18 protein-coding genes, 16 tRNA genes and 1 rRNA gene are annotated in these 17,082 nt (G+C 48.4%); 25 read left to right on the forward strand and 10 right to left on the reverse strand.

What is annotated here, in order from left to right; genetic code table 11:
* The first annotated feature begins 136 nt into the window (after positions 1-136).
* The 19 genes from rrf to MKY41_RS18590 all read left to right on the forward strand — a co-directional run bounded on the left by rrf (position 137) and on the right by MKY41_RS18590 (position 3,730).
* Positions 137-252: ribosomal RNA gene (gene rrf, locus MKY41_RS18500) — 5S ribosomal RNA — on the forward strand.
* 41 nt (positions 253-293) lie between these two features.
* A tRNA-Asn gene (locus MKY41_RS18505) sits at positions 294-368 on the forward strand.
* A gap of 3 nt (positions 369-371) precedes the next feature.
* Positions 372-462, forward strand: a tRNA-Ser gene (locus MKY41_RS18510).
* 23 nt (positions 463-485) lie between these two features.
* Positions 486-560 (forward strand) — tRNA-Glu (locus MKY41_RS18515).
* 167 nt (positions 561-727) lie between these two features.
* A tRNA-Val gene (locus tag MKY41_RS18520) sits at positions 728-803 on the forward strand.
* Between the two features lie 120 nt (positions 804-923).
* A tRNA-Met gene (locus MKY41_RS18525) sits at positions 924-998 on the forward strand.
* Positions 999-1,001: 3 nt separating this feature from the next.
* Positions 1,002-1,077, forward strand: a tRNA-Asp gene (locus tag MKY41_RS18530).
* Positions 1,078-1,143: 66 nt separating this feature from the next.
* A tRNA-Phe gene (locus MKY41_RS18535) sits at positions 1,144-1,219 on the forward strand.
* A gap of 12 nt (positions 1,220-1,231) precedes the next feature.
* Positions 1,232-1,307, forward strand: a tRNA-Thr gene (locus MKY41_RS18540).
* Positions 1,308-1,314: 7 nt separating this feature from the next.
* Positions 1,315-1,399: transfer RNA gene (locus tag MKY41_RS18545), tRNA-Tyr, on the forward strand.
* A gap of 6 nt (positions 1,400-1,405) precedes the next feature.
* Positions 1,406-1,479: transfer RNA gene (locus MKY41_RS18550), tRNA-Trp, on the forward strand.
* Between the two features lie 31 nt (positions 1,480-1,510).
* Positions 1,511-1,586 (forward strand) — tRNA-His (locus tag MKY41_RS18555).
* 30 nt (positions 1,587-1,616) lie between these two features.
* Positions 1,617-1,692 (forward strand) — tRNA-His (locus MKY41_RS18560).
* A 7-nt stretch (positions 1,693-1,699) separates the two neighbouring features.
* A tRNA-Gln gene (locus tag MKY41_RS18565) sits at positions 1,700-1,771 on the forward strand.
* A gap of 5 nt (positions 1,772-1,776) precedes the next feature.
* Positions 1,777-1,851, forward strand: a tRNA-Gly gene (locus MKY41_RS18570).
* A 10-nt stretch (positions 1,852-1,861) separates the two neighbouring features.
* Positions 1,862-1,935: transfer RNA gene (locus MKY41_RS18575), tRNA-Cys, on the forward strand.
* Positions 1,936-1,963: 28 nt separating this feature from the next.
* Positions 1,964-2,044 (forward strand) — tRNA-Leu (locus MKY41_RS18580).
* 299 nt (positions 2,045-2,343) lie between these two features.
* A complete protein-coding gene (locus tag MKY41_RS18585) occupies positions 2,344-2,868 on the forward strand; it encodes an RNA polymerase sigma factor (protein WP_340746489.1) in 525 nt (174 codons plus the stop codon).
* On the forward strand, positions 2,843-3,730 hold the full coding sequence (locus MKY41_RS18590; protein ID WP_340746490.1) for a hypothetical protein: 888 nt from the start codon (positions 2,843-2,845) through the stop codon (positions 3,728-3,730). The genes MKY41_RS18585 and MKY41_RS18590 overlap by 26 nt, the downstream gene beginning before the upstream one ends.
* A gap of 208 nt (positions 3,731-3,938) precedes the next feature.
* On the opposite strand, the gene MKY41_RS18595 is transcribed toward MKY41_RS18590, so the two are convergent.
* On the reverse strand, positions 3,939-4,454 hold the full coding sequence (locus tag MKY41_RS18595) for a hypothetical protein (RefSeq protein WP_340746491.1): 516 nt from the start codon (positions 4,452-4,454) through the stop codon (positions 3,939-3,941).
* 19 nt (positions 4,455-4,473) lie between these two features.
* Positions 4,474-5,169: a B3/B4 domain-containing protein gene (locus MKY41_RS18600; protein WP_340746492.1), complete on the reverse strand. Its 696-nt coding sequence runs from the start codon at positions 5,167-5,169 to the stop codon at positions 4,474-4,476.
* A gap of 57 nt (positions 5,170-5,226) precedes the next feature.
* Here MKY41_RS18600 and queG point away from each other — a divergent pair, with 57 nt between their 5' ends.
* The 3 genes from queG to MKY41_RS18615 all read left to right on the forward strand — a co-directional run bounded on the left by queG (position 5,227) and on the right by MKY41_RS18615 (position 7,447).
* A complete protein-coding gene (gene queG, locus MKY41_RS18605; protein ID WP_340746493.1) occupies positions 5,227-6,360 on the forward strand; it encodes a tRNA epoxyqueuosine(34) reductase QueG in 1,134 nt (377 codons plus the stop codon).
* A 13-nt stretch (positions 6,361-6,373) separates the two neighbouring features.
* Positions 6,374-6,847 carry a tRNA (uridine(34)/cytosine(34)/5-carboxymethylaminomethyluridine(34)-2'-O)-methyltransferase TrmL gene (trmL, locus tag MKY41_RS18610; protein ID WP_340746494.1) on the forward strand — a complete coding sequence of 158 codons (474 nt, stop codon included), beginning with the start codon at positions 6,374-6,376 and terminating at the stop codon, positions 6,845-6,847.
* Between the two features lie 300 nt (positions 6,848-7,147).
* Positions 7,148-7,447: a hypothetical protein gene (locus MKY41_RS18615; RefSeq protein ID WP_340746495.1), complete on the forward strand. Its 300-nt coding sequence runs from the start codon at positions 7,148-7,150 to the stop codon at positions 7,445-7,447.
* Between the two features lie 51 nt (positions 7,448-7,498).
* On the opposite strand, the gene MKY41_RS18620 is transcribed toward MKY41_RS18615, so the two are convergent.
* Entirely contained in the window at positions 7,499-8,800 is a 1,302-nt protein-coding gene (locus MKY41_RS18620; protein ID WP_340746496.1) for an NCS2 family permease, read from the reverse strand.
* A gap of 201 nt (positions 8,801-9,001) precedes the next feature.
* On the opposite strand from MKY41_RS18620, the gene MKY41_RS18625 reads away from it, so the two are divergent.
* Complete coding sequence (locus MKY41_RS18625; protein ID WP_340746497.1) at positions 9,002-9,937, forward strand: methyl-accepting chemotaxis protein; 936 nt, start codon at positions 9,002-9,004, stop codon at positions 9,935-9,937.
* 99 nt (positions 9,938-10,036) lie between these two features.
* Here the strand turns inward: MKY41_RS18625 and MKY41_RS18630 are convergent, their stop codons facing one another.
* Genes MKY41_RS18630 through MKY41_RS18640 form a run of 3 tightly spaced genes read right to left on the reverse strand, consistent with a single transcriptional unit; the run spans position 10,037 to position 11,798 of the window.
* Positions 10,037-10,885 carry an RluA family pseudouridine synthase gene (locus MKY41_RS18630; protein ID WP_340746498.1) on the reverse strand — a complete coding sequence of 283 codons (849 nt, stop codon included), beginning with the start codon at positions 10,883-10,885 and terminating at the stop codon, positions 10,037-10,039.
* Positions 10,886-10,897: 12 nt separating this feature from the next.
* Complete coding sequence (locus MKY41_RS18635) at positions 10,898-11,371, reverse strand: thioredoxin family protein (protein WP_340746499.1); 474 nt, start codon at positions 11,369-11,371, stop codon at positions 10,898-10,900.
* Between the two features lies 1 nt (position 11,372).
* Positions 11,373-11,798, reverse strand: coding sequence for a disulfide oxidoreductase (locus MKY41_RS18640; RefSeq protein ID WP_340746500.1), 426 nt, complete (start codon positions 11,796-11,798; stop codon positions 11,373-11,375).
* Between the two features lie 125 nt (positions 11,799-11,923).
* On the opposite strand from MKY41_RS18640, the gene MKY41_RS18645 reads away from it, so the two are divergent.
* Together MKY41_RS18645 and MKY41_RS18650 are read left to right on the forward strand one after the other, a co-directional pair.
* Positions 11,924-13,468 (forward strand): GNAT family N-acetyltransferase, encoded by a 1,545-nt coding sequence (locus MKY41_RS18645; RefSeq protein WP_340746501.1) that lies wholly within the window; start codon positions 11,924-11,926, stop codon positions 13,466-13,468.
* 51 nt (positions 13,469-13,519) lie between these two features.
* Positions 13,520-13,843 (forward strand): hypothetical protein, encoded by a 324-nt coding sequence (locus MKY41_RS18650; protein WP_340746502.1) that lies wholly within the window; start codon positions 13,520-13,522, stop codon positions 13,841-13,843.
* Between the two features lie 54 nt (positions 13,844-13,897).
* On the opposite strand, the gene MKY41_RS18655 is transcribed toward MKY41_RS18650, so the two are convergent.
* The 4 genes from MKY41_RS18655 to MKY41_RS18670 form a co-directional block, all read right to left on the reverse strand.
* On the reverse strand, positions 13,898-14,800 hold the full coding sequence (locus MKY41_RS18655) for a cation diffusion facilitator family transporter (RefSeq protein WP_340746503.1): 903 nt from the start codon (positions 14,798-14,800) through the stop codon (positions 13,898-13,900).
* Positions 14,801-14,862: 62 nt separating this feature from the next.
* Positions 14,863-16,203 (reverse strand): hemolysin family protein, encoded by a 1,341-nt coding sequence (locus tag MKY41_RS18660; protein ID WP_340746504.1) that lies wholly within the window; start codon positions 16,201-16,203, stop codon positions 14,863-14,865.
* A gap of 455 nt (positions 16,204-16,658) precedes the next feature.
* Complete coding sequence (locus MKY41_RS18665; protein WP_340746505.1) at positions 16,659-16,811, reverse strand: hypothetical protein; 153 nt, start codon at positions 16,809-16,811, stop codon at positions 16,659-16,661.
* Positions 16,812-16,865: 54 nt separating this feature from the next.
* Complete coding sequence (locus tag MKY41_RS18670) at positions 16,866-17,069, reverse strand: YheE family protein (RefSeq protein WP_340746506.1); 204 nt, start codon at positions 17,067-17,069, stop codon at positions 16,866-16,868.
* Between the last annotated feature and the right edge of the window lie 13 nt (positions 17,070-17,082).

The following is a 17,082-nucleotide window of genomic DNA, read 5'->3' on the forward strand; positions in this document are numbered from 1 at the left end:
ATACAAAGGTTGCATGGCTTGTGGCAGACAATGTTGGTTTTATCCGGTTTTGAGCGAACAAAATTAATTAATTTTGAAAAACGCTTGAAATACTCGCTAGACTTTAGTATAATAAGTCTTGTCTTGTGGAAAATAGTCCAGTGCCGATGGCGAAGAGGTCACACCCGTTCCCATACCGAACACGGAAGTTAAGCTCTTCAGCGCCGATGGTAGTCGGGGGCTTCCCCCTGTGAGAGTAGGACGTCGCTGGGCTGTCATTCCAAATGACTACTGAGTATTAGTAAAGTTATTATTCCGCAGTAGCTCAGTGGTAGAGCAATCGGCTGTTAACCGATCGGTCGTAGGTTCGAATCCTACCTGCGGAGCCAATTGGAGAGCTGTCCGAGTGGCCGAAGGAGCACGATTGGAAATCGTGTATACGCTAACCGCGTATCAAGGGTTCAAATCCCTTGCTCTCCGCCAGTTTTTATACCTTTATTGAATATGGCCCCTTGGTCAAGCGGTTAAGACACCGCCCTTTCACGGCGGTAACACGGGTTCGAATCCCGTAGGGGTCACCATTTTAATTCTCAATAAACCTTTATAGCTAATTGCGAATCCTGTTTAAAGCGGGAGAAGCAAGCAGGTCGAGGAAGCAATTGAGATAAAGAAGGAGCGTACCTTAGTACGTGACTGATTGAGCGAAAGCGGCTGACGAAGAGATGCGCAGCTTAACACGCTTTAAACCGGAGGATTAGCTCAGCTGGGAGAGCACCTGCCTTACAAGCAGGGGGTCGGCGGTTCGAACCCGTCATCCTCCACCATAATATTATCGCGGGTGGAGCAAATCGCATTACGAAGAATGCGATTAACACCGACAGCGAAGCGTAAGGTGTCCCTTATGCGAATTGCGTGAAAGTCATAATGCTTTTGAATACTATCGTCGCGGGGTGGAGCAGTGGTAGCTCGTCGGGCTCATAACCCGAAGGTCGCAGGTTCAAATCCTGCCCCCGCAACCAAATGGTCCCGTGGTGTAGCGGTTAACATGCCTGCCTGTCACGCAGGAGATCGCCGGTTCGATCCCGGTCGGGACCGCCATTTGTTTTTTATACATAGGTTTGAACAGAATATTCAATACCGATTCAAATCTAATAAATATTATGTGGCTCAGTAGCTCAGTCGGTAGAGCAAAGGACTGAAAATCCTTGTGTCGGCGGTTCGATTCCGTCCTGAGCCACCATTTAATCACCGTGCCGGTGTAGCTCAATTGGTAGAGCAACTGACTTGTAATCAGTAGGTTGAGGGTTCAAGTCCTTTCGCCGGCACCATACCCTAGGTGGGGTAGCGAAGTGGCTAAACGCGGCGGACTGTAAATCCGCTCCCTCCGGGTTCGGCGGTTCGAATCCGTCCCCCACCACCATTTTACAGGGGCATAGTTTAACGGTAGAATAGAGGTCTCCAAAACCTTTGGTGTGGGTTCGATTCCTACTGCCCCTGCCATTTATTCTAGCTATTTCTAGCCAACCTTATGGCGGTTGTGGCGAAGTGGTTAACGCATCGGATTGTGGTTCCGACATTCGAGGGTTCGATTCCCTTCAGCCGCCCCATCCATGTTGTGAACACGTTATATTATAGTGGCGATTGTGGCGAAGTGGTTAACGCATCGGATTGTGGTTCCGACATTCGAGGGTTCGATTCCCTTCAGTCGCCCCATTAATTTTGGGGTATAGCCAAGCGGTAAGGCAACGGACTTTGACTCCGTCATTCGTTGGTTCGAATCCAGCTACCCCAGTAGTTGCGGAAGTAGTTCAGTGGTAGAATACGACCTTGCCAAGGTCGGGGTCGCGGGTTCGAATCCCGTCTTCCGCTCCACTTTTTCTACGGCGGCATAGCCAAGCGGTAAGGCACGGGTCTGCAACACCCTTACCACCGGTTCGATTCCGGTTGCCGCCTCCAGATTTTATGCTTCGTAACTTTATATTATGCCCGAGTGGTGGAATGGCAGACACGTCGCACTCAAAATGCGATGCCGCGAGGCGTGCCGGTTCAAGTCCGGCCTCGGGTATCCACGAAAAACGATACAACTTTGGTTGTATCGTTTTTTATTTATTTGCTGGAGGAAACAGGTTTGAGAAATGCTCCTGCTCGCCAATGCTCTTCAAACTGTTTTAGAGTGCGGTCCAGTCATCAGTCCATTCCCTTCTCTGCCCACTGCTTTACTCCCCCGCTTGAACCCATCTGAAGCGCTTCTCCGTATGAATATTACCCATTTCCTTACAAGGATAAAAAAGTCCCCACTGAATAAAAACTCTTGTAAGATTTATCTATCTGGAACGTCTAATGAATAAAGGGAGGGAACACGATGTGACTCGGCATTCAATTGAGGACTGGTTTCATCAATATGAGAGAGAGGTTACCAGTTTTTTGATTTATTTTACCGGACGGATGGATGTGGAAGATCTAGTCCAGGATACTTTCATGATTGCCCTGAAAAAGTTGTCTACCTTTAAAGGGGATGCTCATCCGAAGACATGGCTGATTTCCATTGCGCGCAATCAGGTGCTGGATACGTATCGCAGGCGGCAGCGTTGGTCACGGCTTGCTCATTTGCTGGGTGCTGAGCAAAGGGGGATGGACGAGGTGGAAGGGCAGCTGATCCGCAGCCAGGCTACAGAGGAGCTTTATCGGGCTATTCGTCGCCTTTCCCCGAAGCCTCGGGAATTGGTCATTCTCCGAGGGATCTTGGAGCTGTCTTCGAAAGAGGCTGCCACCATTTTGAACAGCACGGATAATGCAGTGAATGTTATGTATCATCGGGCACTAAAGAAGCTTAAACAAGTATTGGAAGAGGAGGAAACTGCCAATGGACGAGATAAAGGAATTACGTAATCAGCTTACAAGCCTTCCGCAACATTCATTACCAGAAGAAAAAAAGAAAGCCATCCTACGACACCTGGCTGGATCTGAGGAAGAACAGAACCGAAAAAAGCGGATTGCTCCACTGCTGTCTTCCATTGGAATTGCAGTAATCCTTTTGATGTTATTTCTATCACAAAGCGGAAATCCGCTTCATTGGAATGTGGGACAGCAACGTCAATTGGCAGACTACGGAAACGTGTTCTCCGCTCCTCCATATGAGCTGATCGGAGTGGAAGGCAAGGTAGGCATTCTCGGCCCGGCCCATTTTGTGGCAGAGGACCAGCGCCGGGTCGCCAAATTGATGCTCTTTTTCTGGGGCACACCGGCTTTGGCGGATGAACCGTTCAAAGTAGAAGCTACCAATGCACAGGGAGAGCGTATTACTTTATCCGAAGGATTCCTGAGCAAACCATTATACGAAGAGGATGCCCATGCGTTGACGACATTCGCACCTTTCCCGAAAGAGGGAGATTGGCAAGTGTCCTTCTATGTAGGCACAGAGCTGTTTGAGGAGTTCACCGTCGATGTCCTGCCACCTTTTCCTCAAACGGAGACCTATACATTGACGGATTCCCCGATGGAAATGAAACCGGGCGTGGAAACAGAAGTGTTCATTGAAAAGCATAACGATGGAAAAGGGGAGATTTCCGTTGAAGTGAGAACTTCGAAAGGTGAGCTTGTTTCCACTCAAATATTTCAGCGGGATGGGGAGGCCGTTCATGCACCTACAGCGAAAAAACTGCTATTCTATCATGGCACTTTGAGCTTCCCGGAAAAAGGGGAATGGTTCCTAGTGATCGACGGTGAGAAAACAGGTACTTTTCAAAATTGAAAACGCTCCTTCCGCCGAAGCGGAGGAGCGTTTTCCATAGGGGGGACCGATACTAAATTGCTTGTCAGGTAATGGTTGCGTTGCCTGTAGTCGGATATCGGGAATGGGTCACAATATAAATGGGTACAGGTCATTGGTTGATCTCCATTAAATTGGACTGTAGATCCCGTGCCCTATGCCTTGGAAAGGACTCTCACCTTACCAAGGTTTAGAAATAGGCCGCGTCGTCGAAATCCAGTTCAATCGCATAGTTTTTCGCGTTGATGCGATTGGATAATTGGTGCGCGTCTTTTTCGGCCTGTAATGCTTTTAGTCTGTACTCTTCCGGATCAAACAAGGCGATGCGGTAGAAAGTTGTATTTTCCCCGTAGCCGAATTGGATTTCTTCTTTATCAGCCGAGGCCAGCTCTTTAAAAAAGCTGGCCTTTGCCCGAAGCTGGGTCGCTAGTTCAATCGCTTCGACAATCGCTAGTTGCTGTCCTTGGAATTCAATCGAATGGTCGATATTCGCACGGTACATGAGACGATCGAGCACGCGGCTATCTAAACGGACTTGCTCCAATTCAGCTTCGACCAATGGTAAAGTACGGGGCCCTGTGACGGGTGTTTTCCCTTTTTCTACCGTTGTAAAAGCGACCCGCCGCATTTCCATTTCCAATTCATGAATCTTCTTTTTGAGAATGCTCTTCAATTTTACGGCTTCCGCCAATGTAATCTTTCCCATTTGCTTCTCCTCCAGCAGCCTATGGCTCAATGGTAATGACGTGCTCATCTGCATGTAAAACGAATGATTGTGAGTCTCCTCCGCTAATACTGGTGAACATATTGGCGCAGGCGGTGGTCAGTTCGAGCGCCTCCTCTGCATCCATGGAAGGCCGGATGAAGAATATTTGTAGGGCAGAGGTCGTCTCTTGCGTAACTGCCGTTCGAATTGAATCTACAAAAGGGCTTCCAAACGGGCTGTAATCATCTTGCAGCAATAAAATGCCGGACAGGGAGTTGAAGCGTCCATTCAATCCTTCATAGCCATCCTCTTCGGAACCGACAGATACGCGGATATTGCCGATAGTCTTCTCAAAGTCATAGATGCCTACGGGAATTTCATATTGCAAGGAGAAGAAGTTATTCAAATCGACCGCACTGTGGAACGGTTGGATATAATTTTGTTTTTTCACGCGGCGCATCAGGGCTTCGACAGAAGGGCGATACCGGTTTGGATCTGCCCCTAATGATTTCCAGACACTGCGCCATTCTTTGATTCCGACGTAGTCGGCAAGTGGCTTGTCTTCCATTTCAAAGAAAAGTTGTTCTTGGAAAAGTTGCAGTCTTCCTTTTAGCATTTGAGGCGATTCTTCCACTGTAATTTTGGTATAATAATTAATGCCCATTTTCAAATCGGGCATGTCGGTCAGTAGTTTCTGATCCATTTCAATTATCAATGACATCACCCTTGTCTTGGTTTTATAGTAATCTTAGCATAAAGGAGGCGACAGAGGGTGAATGCTGTTCAGCTGCAAGAAGCGATCCGGACGTATGCGGCTTCCATCGGCATCGACAAAATTGGTTTTACGACAGCAGCCCCATTCCGGGAAATGAAAAACCGATTAAGGCGGCAACAGGAATTAGGCTACCAGTCCGGTTTCGAGGAAAAAGACTTGGATAAGCGGACAGAACCGGCGTTGCTTCTGAATGAGGCGGAGAGCATCATTTCCATTGCAATCGCCTATCCATCCAAAATGCAGGATGCCCCGAAAGGAAAAAAAGGGGATCGGCGCGGGCTCTTTTGCCGTGCATCCTGGGGAATGGACTATCATACAGTGCTTCGGGAGAAATTGCAGCTTCTGGAGCAATATATAAAGGAATACGCGCCAACTGCCCAGTTGCGTTCGATGGTCGATACGGGAGAACTCGTGGACCGTGCAGTAGCGGAGCGCGCGGGGATCGGTTGGTCGGGTAAAAACTGTTCCATTATTACACCGGAGTTCGGTTCCTATGTGTACTTAGGTGAAATGATCACAAACATACCATTCGAGCCGGATGTACCGATGGAAGACGAATGCGGCGATTGTAAGCTGTGCCTGGATGCGTGCCCGACCGGTGCCTTGATCCAAGGTGGCCAACTGAATGCACAGCGCTGTATCGCGTTTCTGACGCAAACAAAAACAGCGATTCATGAAGAATTTCGTGTGGAAATCGGGAACCGCCTGTATGGATGTGATACATGCCAAACGGTCTGCCCGAAGAATAGAAGGAAATATAATTTGCATCAGCCTGCTTTCCAACCGGATCCGGAACTGGCCAAGCCATTGCTGGAACCATTGCTGCAATTATCGAACCGGCAGTTCAAAGACCGTTTTGGCCATGTCTCGGGTTCGTGGCGAGGGAAAAATCCGATCCAACGGAATGCCATCATTGCATTGGCGCATTTTAAAGAGGAAGCGGCCGTTCCTGCGCTGATCACCTTATTGAAAGAGGATCCCCGTCCTGTCATTCGGGGCACCGCGGCGTGGGCGCTCGGAGAAATCAGAACGGAAACCGGCAATTCCGCGATGGAAGAAGCATTGCTGCTGGAACAAGACGATGCCGTCCGGGAAGAACTTGAGAAGGCAATCGAGAAACAGCTTAACTAGAGGAAGTGTAGAGATGACGATCCATGTTGCTTTATTTGAACCGCTCATTCCAGCCAATACGGGGAATATCGCGCGAACTTGCGCGGGGACGGGGACGAAACTCCATTTGATTAAACCGCTCGGATTTTCGACGGATGATAAAATGTTGAAACGGGCAGGGCTCGATTATTGGGAGTTTGTCGATATCCGTTATCATGATGGAATTGAGGAGTTATTCGCTTCCTTCCCCAATGCGGAGTTTTACTTTATTACGAAATTCGGGACGAAGCCGTACAGCTCTTTCGATTTTTCGGATGAATCGAAGGATCTCTTCTTTGTTTTTGGAAAAGAGACGACCGGACTGCCGGATGAGCTTATCGAAAGCCGTCCGGAGCAATGTTTGCGCATTCCGATGAACGACAATATCCGTTCTTTGAATTTGTCGAATACCGCCTCCATCCTGATCTATGAAGCGCTTCGGCAACAAAATTTTCCGGGATTAGTATAAAAAAACGGGACTGCCTAATGGCTTGTCCCGTTTTCAGCAATCATCCTTTTTTAACTTTGCCCGGTTTGTCTTCGTATCCACCGGTGAAAATAGCGGATAGGAATGCGAAGCAAACAGCTATTATAAGAATTAGAGTCATGGAAAATACCTCCCGTTATGTCAGTTGTTCTTTGTTTATTATACCCCAGTTTTTGATGAATTGGTATAGCGGGCCGGTAAATTTGTGACAAAGAGGGGAAAAGTGAAACTTTTGATCCCGTGGAGCGTATAAGAACTAATGGATTGAGGAGGGACAGCATTATGAATTATTCAACCGGCATGAAATGGATCACAGGCATAGCGGAGGCGTTTTTAGCCATCCCAATCATCGGTGGCGCCTTTGTCATCGGGACAGGCTATAATGCCCTCTTCCTCATGTTCATCCTGCATGCGATCACACTCATACTGTCAATCCGAGAGGGACAAGGGAAAGCCGCTTCGATTCTCGGGCTTTTCACAAGCGTTGCCAGCGTCATCCCTGTCATTGGATGGCTTTTGCATTTGATAACAGCGGGCGCGCTATTTGTTTCGGCTTTCATGTCGAGCCGCTATCGGATTTGATTGGAATAAAAGGAACTGCCCTTCCGACAAGGTGATCGGAAGGGCAGTTTTTTAATGCGGCAAAAAGAGCAATTGGTATGTGAAGAGAGCGGCAAAAATATAGAGCAGAATGGGAACCTGTTTGCCTTTCCCTTTCACCACTTTCAATAAAGGATAAGTGATGAACCCGAGAGCGATCCCCGTAGCGATGCTGGAAGTCAACGGCATCGTCAGGATGACAAGGAACGCCGGAAACGATTCGTCAAATTGATCCCAGTCAATTTGCTTCACTACGCCTATCATCAAACTGCCGACGATAATAAGCGCGGGAGCGGTGATAGCCGAGACCCCGGAGAGCGCTGAGACGACCGGGCTGAAAAAGGCGGCTCCGATAAAGAGGATGGCCACAGTCAGCGTCGTAAGCCCGGTACGCCCTCCGACAGCGACACCCGAAGAGGACTCGACGTAAGCGGATGTCGGGCTTGTTCCGAACATGGAACCTATTGTAGCGGCTACAGAATCAGCCAATAGCGCATGACGCGCCCGCGGCAGTGATTTCCCTTTCATAAGGCCGGCTTGTTTGGCGACGCCGATCATCGTGCCCGTCGTATCGAATAAGGTGACTATTAAAAACGCGAAGACGACGCCGTACAGACCATGCGAAACGACATCTCCGACCGCTTGGAGCGGATTCCAGACGAGGATGCCCTCCGGCAAGTGTGGAAGCTTCCAAGGCGCACCTTCGAAATGAAGTTGATTCGTAAAGAAAGCTACAATGCCCGTAATGACCATCCCAATGAAAATGGCGCCATAGACATTTAAAGTCATCAGGACGATTGTGACAAGTAGTCCAAATAGGGTCAATAACACAGGAGGGGACGTCAGGTCGCCAAGTCTCACTAAATTGGACTCGTGGGGAGCGACGAGTCCGGACAATCGCAACCCTAAAAATGCGATGAACAATCCGATTCCTGCAGTGATGCCATGCTTCAGATTTTCCGGAATGGACTCAATCAATTTTTCCCGGAATGAAGTCATGGATAGGATGATGAACAGCAATCCCGCGATGAACACCGCTGAAAACGCAGTCAGATAATCGAGCTGGCCGTCCGATGCAATAACTACAGATGTAAAATAAGCGTTTAAGCCCATCCCGGGGGCGATGGCGATCGGATAATTGGCGAATAAGGCCATCCATAAAGTCCCGATTACGGTAGCAATGATGGTCGCCAGAAATACTTGGTCGAACGGCACACCGGCATCCGCCAAGATAATCGGGTTGACGATGACGATATAGACCATCGTCAAAAAAGTCGTCATTCCTGCTAGAATTTCTGTTTTGGCATTTGTACCCGCTTTATTTAAATGAAACAAAGGGTTGCCCTCCTTTAAACACGAACTATATTGATTACATTTAACATAATATTCGTTTTTGGGGAGAAATGCAATCATTACTTTTATAGAATTTCACGCGGGGTACATATATGACTTTAGGATAGGGTATTTTTTCATATGAACTCTGGTAAACTCAGGTAATTATGGTATGATGAAAAAAAGCCAACAGGGGGAATGGACTTGTTTAGAAGTAGAAAGAATACCGTCCAAGACGAAGGATTAAAAGAGGAACTGGCACGTCTGAAAATGGCTTATGCCGAAAAAGAAACGGAAGAACTAGGACGCATCACTGATATAAAAAACGAATTGGCCGCTGCTGTCGACCAACATGAGAAAGTGAATGCCCAGCACAATGTATTGGAGCAGGCCGTTGGACAAATAGAAAAAAGATTTACGAATGTCGGGGATTTAAGTGAGCAATCCTCCGAGAAGTCACGGGAATTGAATGAATGCGGAAATTCCCTCCGTGAGAAATCCTATGTAATGGTCGCAGAGGCTACGGAAGGGACGAAAGAAGTGCATGCGACTGCGGATGTCATCAAAGAATTGGGGAACCAGATCCAGGCATCCGAGACGAATATGGAGAACCTCAGCGAGCGCTCGGTCGAAATTCAATCGATTGTCGGAGTGATTGAAGACATAGCTGCCCAGACGAACTTGTTGGCGTTGAACGCTTCCATTGAGGCAGCCCGCGCCGGAGAATATGGGAAAGGATTTGCGGTCGTTGCCCAAGAAGTAAGAAAGCTGGCGGAAAGTACATCCGATAGCACTGCGAACATCCAAACCTTGACGACCTCTTTACGCAACGAAATCGAACAAGCTTTGGAAGCGACCCGGAAAAGTGCGGAACTGGTGGAAAAGGGAGTTGCCGTCAGCTTGGAGACCGCTTCAAAGATTGAGACGATCCTTAGCACGATTGAAGAAAGCCAAGGGGATATTGGATCCATCCAAGAAATGATTGAACAACAGAAGCAGCTCTCCGAAAAAGTGAAACAAGAATTAGTCGGGGCCAATGAACTCTTTACGCAAGCGCACGATCTGATCGTGCAGCATATCGAAGATGCCAAAGAAGTGGACGAACGGCTGGAAAGCGGCATTCGCCAGCTGACGAACTGAATAGAAAAGAAAAAGCATGGAACTCCGAATGAGTGGAGTCCATGCTTTTTTGTCAAATCCATGCCAGCGTCGATCTTTCACGCCTGCGCTTTTGCCTTCTCACGTTTCGCTTACTTCCACCGTCGTTTGCTTACCTGTAATCGGATGTACAAAAGAAAGTTTAGTTGCAGTTAATCGATAATTCCCATCGGGCGTTTCACTGCCGCCGTATAACGTGTCGCCTTTGACAGGATGCCCGATATGGGCCATATGGACACGGATTTGATGGGTTCGACCTGTCACGAGTTCCGCTTCGACAAAAGTGGAATCGTCCGTGCGCTGTTTCACACGGAAATGAGTTAGGGCGGACTGGCCGGACGGGGACACCCGTCGCTTGGACGGGTGGTGGCGGTCGCGGCCGATCGGGTAATTGATCGCTCCTCTTGGCCTCTTCACGTAGCCATCGACTTCAGCCGAATACACTCGGGTAATTTCACCTTGTTCCAACAGCCGGTCAAATAATGCCTTTGCGATCGGATGCTTGGCGACGAGGATGGCCCCGGCAGTCCCTTTATCGAGCCGATGGATATGTTCCGCATAATCGCCACCCCGGTTCCGTACGTATGCCATCACTTGATTCATGAACGTGCCGTTTCCTCGGGATTCCGCCGGGTGGGTCGCCATGCCAGCGGGTTTCATAGCAGCAAGAATATGCTCATCCTCATAGAGGACGTCCAAATGCTTCGCATCATCCGACTCATAGGAGGAAGGTGCATGGGGGAACTCAATCGTCAGCCGTGTCCCTGCCGGAAGCGGCGAACGCCAATCGATCGGCTCCCCGTCCATATCCTTCACGCCTTTCGCCATCCGCAACTCATGGACCGTCTTTTTCCCGGCCCGCCACCGTTCCCGCAATAAATGCTCCACCGTCAGACCATTTTCGCTTGTCGTGTAATGAAAAACGGACATACCATTCGCTCCTTACTTACCTTCGAATTCTTCGAAGAACATCCGGATATTCTCATCGGGCTGCGCGCCGCTCATCCGACCGACTTCTTTCCCATCACGAAAATGGACAAGCGTCGGCCAGCTCTCAACGCCATACCTTTCTTTGGCAGCTTCCGAAAACTCCATCATATTGTATTGGTAGACATGAACGCCCATTTCATCCGCAATCGGCATCATTCTCGGCGTCATTTCCATGCAGAATGGGCAATCCGGGCTGAAGAAATAAGCAGTGACCGGTTCGCCGGAATCGACTTTTTCGAAAAGATCCTCCGGCAGGATGATGTTCTTGTAGTTTTCATTGCCGATCAAGTCGATCGTCGCTTTATTCAAATCCTCCGTGCCATATGGATTGTCCTTCAACTTCGCTTGATCTGATTGATTGGAAAGAAAGACGATCAGACCAAAGATGACGACGATAATGCCGCCGATGATGAGTAGTTTTTTCAATTCAATTAGACTCCTTCTGCCATTTCATAAGGAAAAGGCTTGTAATAAAAATAAGTAAAAATGCGATAAGTGCCAGAAAAGGAATGGTGATAAAACCGAAGTAATTGATATACTGGCCTGTACAAGACACGTTACCACACGATGGAGCGCTATCCTGTAAGAAGGTCAACTTCTGGATACCGTAATGATACAGGGAAATACACCCGCCAATGAACGAAAAAACAGCAGTCGTCAACGCAATCCGGGCATTTTTCTGATAGAGTGCGATACCGGTTATCAATACGATCGGATACATGAGAATCCGCTGGTACCAGCACAGCTTACAAGGTTCATACCCACGCACCTCAGAGAAATATAACGACCCGAACATCGCAATCAAAGCGGTAATACAAATGAAAATAAGGCCATTTTCCAGCCGTTTCTGCATAGGCTCCACTCCAGTCAAAAGGTTACACTTAGATTATAGGGGGTGCGTGAAGACAAGTAAAATATTATAAACCGTCCCCTCCGTGCTATATAATGAAGAGAGAACAGATAAAAGAGGTGATCCAAGTGAGCGAGGAATTCGATTTATCATCATTTGAAATCAGTATGGTCATCCGCCAGATGGAAGCGGAAGATATTGAGAAGATATTGGCGATGCAGGAGGAATGCTTCCCGGGGATGGATCCGTGGGAAGAGGGCCATTTGAAAAGCCATTTGGCAATGTTTCCGGAGGGGCAGTTCGTCGCGGAACTCGACGGCGAAATCATCGGTTCATGCTCCAGCTTGATCATCAACTTCGACGAATATGATGACCGTCACACATGGGACGACGTGACGGACGAAGGCTATATTACGAATCACAATCCGGACGGCTACAATATGTACGGCATCGAAGTGATGGTCCACCCGGCCTACCGTCGGATGAAGGTGGGGCAGCGGCTGTATGAGGCAAGGAAAGAGCTTGCACGTCAGTTGAATCTCAAGTCGATCATTATCGGTGGCCGGATACCGAATTATCACAAATACGCGGATGAGATGTCCCCGCGTGAATATGTCGATGCGGTCTCCCGCCATAAAATCTATGACCCAGTATTGACGTTCCAACTGATGAATGATTTTACGCTCATGCGGGTGAATCCGAATTATTTACCGGACGACAAAGCATCCAAAAAGTATGCAACATTGATGGAATGGAATAACGTTGACTACAAGCCATTGACGAAGCGGCATTTCAAGACAAGCTATCCGGTGCGGATTTGTGTTGTTCAATATTTGATGAGGAAGATTTCTTCTTTTGAGGAAATGGCGCACCAATGCGAATATTTCGTGGATGTGGCATCCGATGCTAACTCGGATTTTGTCGTCTTCCCGGAAATTTTCACAACCCAGCTCATGTCCTTCCTTGATGAACCGTCACCGAGTCAGGCAGTGCGTAGGATGACCGAATTTACGCCGCAGTATATCGAGCTCTTCACCAGCCTCGCGGTCCGTTACAATGTGAACATTATTGGCGGATCCCACTTTGTGGAGGAAGAGGATGAGGAAATCTACAATATCGCGTATTTATTCCGAAGAGACGGTTCGATTGAAAAGCAATACAAAATCCACATTACGCCGAATGAGCGGAAATGGTGGGGCATTAGTGCAGGGGACTCGGTCCGGGTGTTTGATACCGACTGCGGCAAAATCGCCATCCAGATCTGTTACGATATTGAATTCCCCGAATTGGCACGCATCGCGACCGATATGGGGGCGAATATCATTTTTACACCGTTCTGTACGGAAGACCGCCAAGGGTATTTGCGCGTCCGGTATTGCGCCCAAGCACGCGCGGTGGAGAATCAAATCTACACCGTCATCTCGGGAACGGTCGGAAACTTGCCGCAAACGGAGAACATGGATATCCAGTATGCCCAATCGGCCATCTTTGCCCCATCCGATTTCGAGTTCGCCCGAGACGGCATCGTCGGCGAGACGAACGCCAACTTGGAGATGGTGCTGATCGGCGACGTCGACCTCGAAATCCTGCGCCGCCAACGCCAGGATGGAACAGTGAAACAACTGAAAGACCGGCGTCATGATGTGTATCATATTGAGTATAAGAAACAGTAACTGTCAAGAAGCAGCTTGTTAAAAAGTGAAGCGACGAGCGGCTGAACTGTCATGGCAATTGGGGGAACTGTCAGGGGTCGGCCGGACTGTCATGGCAAAAAGTCCAACTGTCATGGCAATCCGGGGAACTATCATGGCTCGTGCGAAAACTGTCATGGGTCGGCCGGACTGTCATGGCAAATCGTTCAACTGTCATGGCAATCCCGGGAACTATCATGGCTCGTGCGGAAACTGTCATGGGTCGGCCAGACTGTCATGGCAAAACGTCCAACTGTCATGGCAATCGGGAGAACTGTCATGGCCCGTGCGGAAACTGTCATGGGTCGGCCGGACTGTCATGGCAAAAGTCCAACTGTCATGGCGACACGTGACTGAAGCCATGTCTGCGGCGAAATCCAACTTTATATCCCCAATAAAAAAGCAGCCTCCTCACGGAGACTGCTTTTCTGTTGGGGAATGCAATTCGATCCCTTCCGGCTCAATATGGACCATGACGACGCTGAATGGCTTTTCTTTCAGGATTGTCCGCTCGATGTCCTCCGTGATCCGGTGGCTTTCGATGACGTTCAACATCGGATCCACGGTGACCGTTAAATCGACAAACATCAAGTTACCGTGCATTCGACCCTTGAATTCCTTCAGTTCGATGACCCCGCGAACGGCGCGGATAACTCCGGATATGTTTTCGACTTCCTGTTCATCGAATCCATCCGTCAGCGCATAGACATTCGTAATGAAAATCTGAATAGCCGTATAGATGATCAAAATTCCGATGATGAACGCGGTGATCGCGTCGATGATCGGAAAACCGATGACGGCGCCGCCGATTCCGATCGCCGTCCCCGCACTGACGAGGGCATCCGAACGATTATCGTAAGCGGCGGCCCGAATTGCTTCGCTGCCAATCCGTTCCGATAACTTCAAGTTGAAACGATAGACCAAAAACATGACTGCTGCACTGATGATAGCAATAACAGCAGTGAGCAACGAAGGCGGGGTAACGATTGGATGAACCATGGATTTTCCAGCATTGATCAGCACCTCAATCCCGATGAACGCCATGATGAACGCCGCAATCAAGGAGGCCACCGTTTCTGCTCGGAGATGGCCGTAATGATGGTTCTCATCCGGCGGCTTCTGCGAAATCCGTAAGCCGATCAAAATAGCGATAGAGGCGATAATATCCGTCGTATTGTTCAAGCCATCCGCTTTCAAGGCTTCCGAGGAACCGATATAGCCCGCCACCAGTTTGACCGCACTCAACACCAAGTATGTCCAAATACTAAGCCAAGCTCCTCTTTCGCCTTCCCGCAAGTTCGAATAAAGATCCATCTAAATAGGTACCGCCTTTCGATTGAAAGAGCGACTCCCAGTTATGGAGAGTCGCCCTCTTTTCAAGATTCCACCGATAGATCTGGAAGTTCTCCGGTTTCCTCCTCGATATATTTCATCACTTCCAAGTAAAGGATATGGTGACCTTCCACGTCTTTGACCGTAAACTCATATCCTTGCTCCACGATCTTTTCCCCTTGAATCGCTTCAAAACGCTGTGTCATGAACCATCCGCCGATCGTGTCGATATCCTCTTCGTCAATGTCGATGCCGAGGACGTCATTGACATTTTCAATCAGCATTTTGGCATCCAAGATGTAATGGCCATCGCCGATGAATTGGACTTCGGGCACTTCATCTGTATCGAATTCGTCTTGGATTTCGCCGACGATCTCTTCTAGAATATCCTCTATGGTGACAAGCCCGGACGTTCCGCCGTATTCATCCATCAGGACGGCCATATGGATACGTTCGCGTTGGATTTTGAGAAGCAGGTCGCCAATCGGGATCGTTTCGATAACCCGGATGATCGGCTGCATATACTCGATGACCGGTTGGTTGCCGGTTGCCGGATCTTTAATATACGCCGTCAACAGATTTTTCATATTGACGAGCCCGATGACATGGTCCTTGTCACCATCTGTGACCGGATAGCGCGTATATTGCTCAACGCCTATGACATCAAAGACGTCTTTTAACGTCAAGTCTTTCTCGATGGTCATCATTTCAGTACGCGGCACCATGATCTCCTTGGCGATTCGATCGTCAAATTCAAAAATTTTATTTACATATTTATATTCCGCTTGGTTGATTTCGCCGCCTTTTAAACTGTCGGATAAAATCATCCGAAGCTCTTCTTCCGTATGGGCCACTTCCGATTCGGAAATTGATTTGAAACCGAATAGCCTGATGATGGCGCGAGCGGAACCATTCATCCCTTTGATGATGGGATACATAAGGCGGTAAAACAAAATAAGCGGTTTTGAGAAGGAAAGCGTAATTTCCTCCGCTTTTTGGATGGCAATCGTTTTGGGCGCCAATTCTCCTACGACAACATGCAGAAACGTCACAAAGATATAGGCAATCGCGAAAGAAAGTATAGTTGTTACATTTGGAGTTAAATCGAGATAAGTGAAAACGGGAGCCAAGATCAGTTTGACAGTCGGTTCACCGAGCATCCCCAGACCAAGGGCTGTGATGGTGATCCCTAATTGACAAGCGGATAAGTATTCATCCAAATTACCGATCACTTTCTTCGCATTGACTGCTTTGCGATTTCCTTCTCCGATCAGCTGGTCGATCCGTGTTGTTCGTACTTTTACGATTGCAAATTCACTCGCAACAAAAAATGCGGTGAGGGCGATCAAGGCAGCAAATGCTGCCAATCGTATGGCAATGTCCAAATAAGCTTACTTTGTCCCGCACCCGAATGAGGGGTTGAACAAAGTGTACACCTCCTGTATTGGTAAAGTAGTGAGTTAAGATAATGATAATTTATTTACAAGAAAAAAACAAATGGTTTCGCTTTCAATCACGTATTGAATATCCATTTTATGTGAAGGGAGCGACAGGGGCGGAGTGTTTGCTGAGGGGATGAGAGCCATGGAATTTGGCACTGGCGGTTTGGCAGTGCAGCTTTGCAGTTGGTGTGATTGCCCTTACAGTTTGGGGAATTGCCATGAGAGTTTGCGGAGTTAGGAGAGTTATTGGCGTCCTTACAGTTGGAGTGATTGTCCTTGTAGTTTGCTGAATTGCCAAGAGAGTTGACACGGGCCGTGACAGTTTGGCCGCGCCCTAACAGCTCCCCTTAATTACCAATAAAAAAAGCGTACCCTGTCCCCAAGGTACGCCTTTCAAACTATTCCCCGCGTTTGTACTGGGTCTCTTTCCAAGCGTTTTGTTCATTTGGTACGCGACTCTTGTCTTCGAAGACATTTTCGGTCTTCTGTTCCTGCATCTTCATCTGATTTTTTTCCTGATGCATTTTTTCCGGTGATTTTTCCTTATCCATACAATGCCTCCTCTTTGTTTCGTGAAAGCATAGTATTTCCCGAATCGCACGGCTTCACTCATACACATGAAAAGTCATCAGTTCATGGACCATTTTCGTGACATTTTCTTCTTCAGGCGGTGTATCGCCGGTCCACCGAATTGTCCCGTCTGGTTGGTAATCTGCGGTGTACCGTTTATTTTTGAAATAAAACGCAATCGTCCAGCCGGGCAATTGGGCATTTTCATACATCGGCCGAAAGCTGAAGTGTTGTAGCATGGTTGGGATCCCC

This window comes from Sporosarcina sp. FSL W7-1349 (genome assembly GCF_038003045.1).
In the GTDB taxonomy this organism is placed as follows: domain Bacteria; phylum Bacillota; class Bacilli; order Bacillales_A; family Planococcaceae; genus Sporosarcina.

Bases quoted from the DNA above. Each gene is read 5' to 3' on its own strand.
- MKY41_RS18590 (WP_340746490.1), top strand. From the start codon at position 2,843: ATGGACGAGATAAAGGAATTACGTAATCAGCTTACAAGCCTTCCGCAA.
- MKY41_RS18595 (WP_340746491.1), bottom strand. From the start codon at position 4,454: ATGGGAAAGATTACATTGGCGGAAGCCGTAAAATTGAAGAGCATTCTC.
- trmL (WP_340746494.1), top strand. From the start codon at position 6,374: ATGACGATCCATGTTGCTTTATTTGAACCGCTCATTCCAGCCAATACG.
- MKY41_RS18615 (WP_340746495.1), top strand. From the start codon at position 7,148: ATGAATTATTCAACCGGCATGAAATGGATCACAGGCATAGCGGAGGCG.
- MKY41_RS18630 (WP_340746498.1), bottom strand. From the start codon at position 10,885: ATGTCCGTTTTTCATTACACGACAAGCGAAAATGGTCTGACGGTGGAG.
- MKY41_RS18640 (WP_340746500.1), bottom strand. From the start codon at position 11,798: ATGCAGAAACGGCTGGAAAATGGCCTTATTTTCATTTGTATTACCGCT.
- MKY41_RS18650 (WP_340746502.1), top strand. From the start codon at position 13,520: ATGGCAATTGGGGGAACTGTCAGGGGTCGGCCGGACTGTCATGGCAAA.
- MKY41_RS18655 (WP_340746503.1), bottom strand. From the start codon at position 14,800: ATGGATCTTTATTCGAACTTGCGGGAAGGCGAAAGAGGAGCTTGGCTT.
- MKY41_RS18665 (WP_340746505.1), bottom strand. From the start codon at position 16,811: ATGGATAAGGAAAAATCACCGGAAAAAATGCATCAGGAAAAAAATCAG.
- MKY41_RS18670 (WP_340746506.1), bottom strand. From the start codon at position 17,069: ATGCTACAACACTTCAGCTTTCGGCCGATGTATGAAAATGCCCAATTG.